5 protein-coding genes are annotated in these 7299 nt (G+C 66.3%); 3 read left to right on the top strand and 2 right to left on the bottom strand.

The window, feature by feature from the left end; all coding sequences use genetic code 11:
* Window positions 1-360 precede the first annotated feature (360 nt).
* Complete coding sequence (locus VN419_RS03735; RefSeq protein ID WP_325644578.1) at window positions 361-1047, bottom strand: response regulator transcription factor; 687 nt, start codon at window positions 1045-1047, stop codon at window positions 361-363.
* 407 nt (window positions 1048-1454) lie between these two features.
* Here VN419_RS03735 and lon point away from each other — a divergent pair, with 407 nt between their 5' ends.
* Entirely contained in the window at window positions 1455-4094 is a 2640-nt protein-coding gene (lon, locus tag VN419_RS03730) for an endopeptidase La (protein WP_414652916.1), read from the top strand.
* Window positions 4095-4170: 76 nt separating this feature from the next.
* Here lon and VN419_RS03725 read toward each other — a convergent pair whose 3' ends face one another.
* Window positions 4171-5922, bottom strand: coding sequence for a methyl-accepting chemotaxis protein (locus VN419_RS03725; RefSeq protein WP_325644576.1), 1752 nt, complete (start codon window positions 5920-5922; stop codon window positions 4171-4173).
* Between the two features lie 271 nt (window positions 5923-6193).
* Between VN419_RS03725 and VN419_RS03720 the strand changes: the two genes are divergently transcribed.
* Window positions 6194-6439: a zinc ribbon domain-containing protein gene (locus VN419_RS03720; protein ID WP_325644574.1), complete on the top strand. Its 246-nt coding sequence runs from the start codon at window positions 6194-6196 to the stop codon at window positions 6437-6439.
* Window positions 6440-6450: 11 nt separating this feature from the next.
* The coding region (gene hemC, locus VN419_RS03715) for a hydroxymethylbilane synthase (protein ID WP_325644572.1) at window positions 6451-7299 on the top strand (849 nt) is incomplete at its 3' end.

Here is a 7299-nt window from a genome sequence, read left to right as displayed (position 1 = left end):
GGGCCAGCTGCATGCCCACCTCCACCACGCGGGAGGCGTACTCGTTCTCGTCCGCGCAGGCGTCCAGGCGCGGGGTGTCGTCCATGTCGGGGTCCGGGCAGGTGCGCGGGGTCAGGCCGTTCAGGGCTTCCATCAACTGCTGGCGAAGATTCGTCTGCATGGTGTTCTCCTTGAAGGTGGTCCGGCTGGGTGAGTCCTCCGGGTCCGGGAGCTTCCAAAAAAGAAGGCCCGGCGCACCGGCGCGTTGGAGAACGCTAGCACGGCGGCGCGGGGCGCGGGTTACCGGGGTGTGACGGGTATGGAACAAGTGCGCGGGCGCGCGGCGGAACGAATCGGGCAGGGCAGAGTGGAACAGGGGGATCAGGCCTTGAAGCGGTAGCCCACGCCGCGCACGGTCTCGATGCAGTCGGCGTAGGCGTCGAGCTTCGCGCGCAGGCGGCGCATGTGCGTGTCCACCGTGCGCGAGGCGCCCTCGAAGTCGGTGTTCCACACGGTGTCCAGCAGCCGGTCGCGCGAGAGCACGCGGCCGCGGGCCTGGACGAGTTCCTTCAAGAGCCTGTGCTCCGTGGCGGTAAGCTGGCGCTTTTCGCCGTCCACGTCCATCTCGTGCGCGGCGAAGTTCACCACCAGGCCCTCGTGCCGCCAGATGTCGTCCACGCTGTCCGGCTCGGTCCCTGCGCGGCGCAGGGCGTTTTTTATGCGCAGAATGAGCTCGCGCGGGCTGAAGGGTTTGACGATGTAGTCCTCGGCTCCCAGTTCCAGGCCCACCACGCGGTCCACCTCGTCGCCGCGCGCGGTGAGCATGATCACCGGCACGCTGCGCAAAGACGCCACCTGCTTGAGCCTGCGGCAGACCTCCAGGCCGTCCATTTCCGGCAGCATGATGTCGAGGAGCACCAGGTCGGGCCGCCAGCGGTGCATGGTGTCGAGCCCTTGCTCGCCGCCGCCGGCGGCGCGCACCTCGTAGCCCGCGGCCTGGAGGTTGTATTGCAGAAGCTCCCTGGTCTGGGCGTGGTCTTCCACCACCATGATGCGCCGCTGTTCCATGCGTCGAACCCTCCGTAGGCTGTGTGGCGTTGGGCTGTTCACCGTTACGGAGACGACTTTAGCCGCTGCGGAGCGGGCGATTGTTACCTGCGCGTGACGGACGGGCAAAGGTTGCGCGACGCGCAAAACAAGGGAAAAAGGCCCGCAAAGGGGCCAAAGGGCGGGAAAGGACGCATATTTCCGCCCCGCGCCCTTGCCTCCCGCCAAAGCGGCATTAGAATAGACAGGCCCGGCATCAAAGGCGCAAGCGCGTTGGCGTGGCGCAAGTGGTGCGTGCATGGCGTATGCTAGACGGCAAGGAGAGTTGTTTGAAACGTAAGAAAGCCCCCAAACCGGTCCGCCTCCGCCGCCGCGCGGGCGCCCCCACAGCGGCGCAGCGCCTGGCCCAGGCGGCCAATGGAATCCATATGGACGACAAGAAAAATTCCCACCGTCTGAACCTCATGTCCGACCAGGGCGAGGGTTCCATCCCCGTTGGAGGAGCCCCCGGAGCAGAAGGCGACAACGCCCCGCGCCCGGAAATCCCCTCGGTGATGCCCGTGCTGCCCGTGCGCGACATCGTGGTCTTCAACTACATGATCCTCCCGCTCTTCGTGGGCCGGGAGAAGAGCGTGAAGGCCGTTGACGCGGCCCTTTCCGGCGACCGCTACATCCTCATCGCGTCCCAGAAGGACGAGACCGTGGACAACCCCGGCCCGGACGACATCTACCAGATGGGCACGGTCGGCATGATCATGCGCATGCTGAAGATGCCCGACGGCCGCCTGAAGGTGCTGGTGCAGGGCCTTTCCCGCGCGCGCATCAAGCGCTTCGTGGCCGAGGAGCCCTTCCACCTGGCCGAGGTGGAGGCCGTGGCCGAGAGCGAACCCAAGGAGCTGACCCCGGAGCAGGAAGCCCTGGTGCGTTCCTCGCGCGAGCTTTCCGAGAAGATCCTCAGCCTGCGCGGCATTTCCCCGGCGGACATCATGGGAGTTCTGAACTCCGTGTCCGAGCCTGGCCGCCTGGCCGACCTCATCGCCAGCAACCTGCGCATGAAGGTGGCCGACGCCCAGGGCATCCTGGAGTGCGAGGACCCGGTGGAGCGCCTGCGCCTGGTGAACGGCCAGCTGGTGAAGGAGGCCGAGGTCGCCTCCATGCAGAACAAGATCCAGTCCATGGCGCGTGAGGGCATGGACAAGGCCCAGCGCGACTTCTTCCTGCGCGAGCAGATGAAGGCCATCAAGCGCGAGCTGGGCGACGAGGGCGGCGAGGACGAGGAGATCGAGAACCTCAAGAAGGCCATCGAAAAGGCCGGCATGCCCAAGGACGTGAAGAAGGAGGCGCTCAAGCAGTTGGCCCGCCTCGAGTCCATGCATCCGGATTCGTCCGAGGCCACCGTCATCCGCACCTATCTGGACTGGATGACCGAGCTGCCCTGGAAGAAGCAGTCCAAGGACAGGCTCGACGTGAAGGCCGCCAAGGAGATTCTGGACGAGGACCACTTCGACCTGGAGAAGGTCAAGGAGCGCATCCTCGAATACCTCTCCGTGCGCCAGCTGAACCCCAAGATGAAGGGCCCCATCCTGTGCTTCGTGGGTCCTCCGGGCGTGGGCAAGACCAGCCTGGGGCGCTCCATCGCCCGCAGCCTGGGCCGCAAGTTCCACCGCCTGAGCCTTGGCGGCATGCGCGACGAGGCCGAGATACGCGGCCACCGGCGCACGTACATCGGGGCCATGCCCGGCCGCATCATCCAGGGCATCAAGGGCTGCGCCACGCGCAACCCGGTCATCATGCTCGATGAAGTGGACAAGCTCGGCACCGACTTCCGCGGCGATCCGTCCTCGGCCCTGCTTGAGGTGCTGGACCCGGAACAGAACTTCAGCTTCACCGACCATTACCTGAACGTGCCCTTCGACCTGTCGGGCGTCATGTTCATCTGCACGGCGAATACGCTCGACACCATCCCCGGCCCGCTTCTGGACCGCATGGAGGTCATCCGCATTCCCGGCTACACCGAGCAGGAGAAGGTCAAGATCGCCCGCCGCTTCGTCATGCCCCGCCAGGCCAAGGACAACGGCCTGAAGGAGTCCGAGGTCAAGATGGACGACGACATCCTGGCCAAGATAGTGCGCGAGTACACCCGCGAGGCGGGGCTGCGCAACCTGGAGCGCGAGATCGGCTCCGTGTGCCGCAAGCTGGCGCGCAAGAAGGCCGAGGGCGAGAAGGGACCCTTCACCGTCAACGACAAGAACCTGCACAAGTACCTCGGCGTGCCGCGCTTCCTCGACGACGAGAAGGAGACGACCCTGCCCCCGGGCGTGGTCACCGGCCTGGCCTGGACCCCGTACGGCGGCGAGATTCTGCACGTCGAGGTGACGACCATGCCCGGCACGGGCAAGCTCATCCTCACGGGCAAGCTGGGCGATGTGATGAAGGAGAGCGCCCAGGCGGCGGTGTCCATCTGCCGCGCCAAGGCGGAGAAGTACGGCATCCCGGCGGACTTCCACGAGAAGCGCGACATCCACATCCACGTGCCCGCGGGCGCCACGCCCAAGGACGGCCCCAGCGCGGGCGTCACCCTGGTCACGGCGCTCATCTCCTCGCTCACCGGCAAGGCCGTGAGCGCGGACACCGCCATGACCGGCGAGATATCCTTGCGCGGCCGCGTGCTGCCGGTGGGCGGCATCAAGGAGAAGATCCTGGCGGCCGTGGCCCAGGGCATGACGCGGGTCATCATCCCCAGCCAGAACAAGAAGGACTTGCAGGACATCCCCGAGGACCTGCGCAAGAAGATCAGCGTGAAGTTCGTGGAGCGCGTGGACGAGGTGTGGCCCCTGGCCATCGCCAAGTCGCCCGCCAAGCCCGAGGCCATGCCTGCGGCCACGCCTGAAGCTGCGCCCGAGGCCCCGGCCAAGGCGGCCCCGCTGAAGAAGGCCGCCCCCGCGAAGGCCGCCCCCGCGAAGCCTGTCGTGAAGAAGCCCGTGGCCAAGAAGCCGGCTCCCAAGGCGGCGGCTGCGAAGAAGCCTGCGGCCAAGAAGCCTACTCCCAAGAAGTCCGGCTCCAAGTAGCGGGCCAGACCAAATCAGCCCAAACGAAAGGGCGGCGAGGGAACACCCTCGCCGCCCTTTTTCGTGGCGTTGACGTCTAGTTCACGCTCAGGCGCTCGATGAGCCGCTTGAGATCGCCGGCCATGCCCGCCAGGTCGCGCACGGCGCGCTCCGACTGGTTCATGCCGAGGCTCGATTCCGCGGCCACGCGGCTCACTTCTTCGATGGCCTGGGTGATCTGCTCCGACGCGGCGGACTGCTCCCGCGCGGCGGTGGCGATGCTCTCCACCTGGGAGGAACTGGACGTGGCCAGGTGCACGATCTCCTGCAGCGAGCTGCCGGAACGGTTGGACAGCTCCGTGGCCGCGCCCACGGCCTGGGAGGCGCGGTCCATGCTCTCCAGATTCTTGCGGCTGGACTCCTGGATGCTGCCTATGATGGAACCCACCTCGCTGGTGGCGGTCTGGGTCTTCTCGGCCAGCTTGCGCACTTCGTCGGCCACCACGGCGAAACCACGTCCGGCGTCGCCCGCGCGGGCGGCTTCAATGGCGGCATTGAGCGCCAGGAGGTTGGTCTGGTCGGCGATGTCGGAAATAACGTTCATCACCTGCCCGATGGCCTGGGTTTGCTGGCCCAGGGCCTGCATGTTCTCGCGCAGGGTCTGGGAAAGGCTGTTCACCTGGTCGATGGCGGCCACGCTTTCACGCACCACCTCAAAGCCCGTGGCGGCCTTGTCCTGGGTCTGCGCGGCGCTGTCCGAGGCGCCCTGGGCGCTTCTGGCCACGTCCTCCACCGAGGCGCTCATCTGCTGCATGGCGATGGCCGTCTCGCCCATGCGCACCTTCTGCACCTCGGTCCCGCGCGAAACCTGCTCCACCTGGGCGGAAAGCTCGTCGGCCGAGGCGGACAGCCGCAGGGCGATGCTGCCCGCGTCCTTGGCCACGGCCTGCATCTCCTGCATCAATTCCTTGCTCTGGGCTTCGCTCTCCGCAGCCTGGCGCGTGGCCTCCTGGGCCTTGCGGGCCTGTTCGGCGGCCTCGCTGCTCTTCAGGTCGGCCTCGGCTATCTTCCTTTGCAGCACCTTGACCATCTCGCGGATGGCGCGGGCCAGGATGCCCACTTCGTCCTGCTGGCGCACGGGAATCTCGGCGTCCAGGTTGCCCGCGCTTACTTCGTCGGCGTAGTCGACCGTGGCCGTAAGCGGGCGGGCGATGGCCCGGATGACCAGCAGGCTCAAACCGAGTCCCACGAGGATGCTGACGACGGCCGCGCAGAGGATGACCAGGCGCGACAGCTTGGCGTCGGCCAGCATGCGTTTGCTGGTGGCGTCCGCCTTTTCGTCCGTCATCTGGCGCATGTCGCCCAGGAGGTCCTGCACGATCTTGAGCTGCGCCAGACTCTCTTTCTCGAACACGGTCTTGGCTTCCGCGTTCTTGCCTTCAGCCCGCAGCTTGGCGATTGCCGCCGCGCTGGCATGCAGTTTCTTGTGCGGCTCGTCTATCTGCTCCAGTTTCGAACGCAGTTCCGGCATCAGTGCTTCGGTCAATTTGCGGTCTTCACCGTAGAACCATTTGCCAAAGGCGCATTGCGTGCCGTCCACCTGGGCCTTCAGTCCCGTCGCGCTTTCATCGTTCACGAACAGGCTCACGGTCTGGGCCCATTTCAAGTGATCGATCTCGCGCTGAAGCAGGTTCATCTGCAAGTCGCGGGTCTTTTCCACCTGGCCGGACTTGTCGGTCATACTGCTCATGGACATGTACGCCCAGGCGGCCACGATGGTGAAAAGAACGAGCACCGGCGCTACGGCGGCGATGATCTTCTTGCTGAGGCTCATGTCTTGCCAGCTCATGGGCAATACTCCTTGCAGCCTGCTGTACAGCAGTGTCTTGCTGGGTCATTTTCCCAAAATATGGATCGCAGGCATGTAACTGACTATTTCATACCGCGCAACTATGAAATAGGTAATGGTTGCATAGCTTGATTCGATATTGTGGGCAGCGCGGGCCAGGCCGCTGGTGCCGCGAGTGTGGCGCGCGTTGCCAGCCACGGGGATTTGCGCTACACCACACCCCCGACCCGCACCGCGCATCGCGGCGGGAACAACCGACGAGGAATCCGCCATGCCGATATTCGAATTCGTGTGCAAGAAGTGTAAGAAGCAGTTCGAGGAGCTGGTGTTCAACCAGGATGAGGCCGTGGCCTGCCCGCACTGCGGCTCCGCCAAGACCGAGAAGCTCATGAGCTGCTGCCGCAGCAAGATGGGCGGCGGTCCGAACATGGACGCCCCCTCGGCCCAGGCCGCGCCCGCGCCTTCCGGCGGCGGCTGCGCAGGCTGTTCCGGCGGCTCCTGCTCCTCCTGCCACTAGGGCTCGGCCACATGAAAAATGTCATCATCGCCACCCGCGGCAGCATGCTCGCCCTCTGGCAGGCCGAGCACATCAAGTCTCTGCTCCAGTCCCGCTACCCCGGCCTCGCCGTGGAGCTGCTCAAGATCAAGACCACGGGCGACAAGATCCTCGACGTGCCCCTGGCCAAGGTGGGCGGCAAGGGCCTGTTCGTGAAGGAGATCGAGGAGGCCCTGCTCGACGGCCGCGCCGACCTGGCCGTGCACAGCATGAAGGACGTGCCCACCGAGCTGCCTGCCGAGCTCATCGTGGGCGTGAACCCCGTGCGCGAGGCCCCGACCGACAGCCTGCTTTCCGTAAATTATGACGGCCTGGACGCCCTGCCCAAGGGCGCGAAAGTGGGCACCAGCAGCCTGCGCCGCCAGGCCCAGCTGCTGACCCTGCGCCCGGACCTGGTCATCGAGAGCCTGCGCGGCAACCTGGACACCCGGGTGCGCAAGCTGCTGGAAGGCCAGTTCGACGCCATCGTGGTGGCCACGGCGGGCCTGAACCGCCTGGGCCTTACCGCGCCCAAGGTGGAGATCCTCGGGCCTCCGCGCTTTCTGCCCGCAGTGGCGCAGGGCGCGCTGGGCATTGAGTACCGCCGTGACCGGCCGGAAATGGCCGAGATGCTGGCCTTCCTGAATCACCCCGAGACCGCGGCCCAGGTGGCTGCGGAGCGCGCCTTCCTCACCGGGCTCGACGGCGGCTGCCAGGTGCCCATCGCGGCCTGGAGCCAGCTTGAGGGCGCGAACGTCACCCTCACCGGCTTCGTGGCCGGGGTCAACGGCGAGAACCCCATCCGCCTTTCCGCCACGGGCCCGGCCGACAAGGCCTGGGAG

The sequence above is a fragment of the Humidesulfovibrio sp. genome (genome assembly GCF_035560995.1).
Lineage (GTDB): Bacteria > Desulfobacterota > Desulfovibrionia > Desulfovibrionales > Desulfovibrionaceae > Humidesulfovibrio.
The sequence above is the reverse complement of the archived record's forward strand: the minus strand, read 5'-3'. Positions and strand labels throughout refer to the sequence as shown.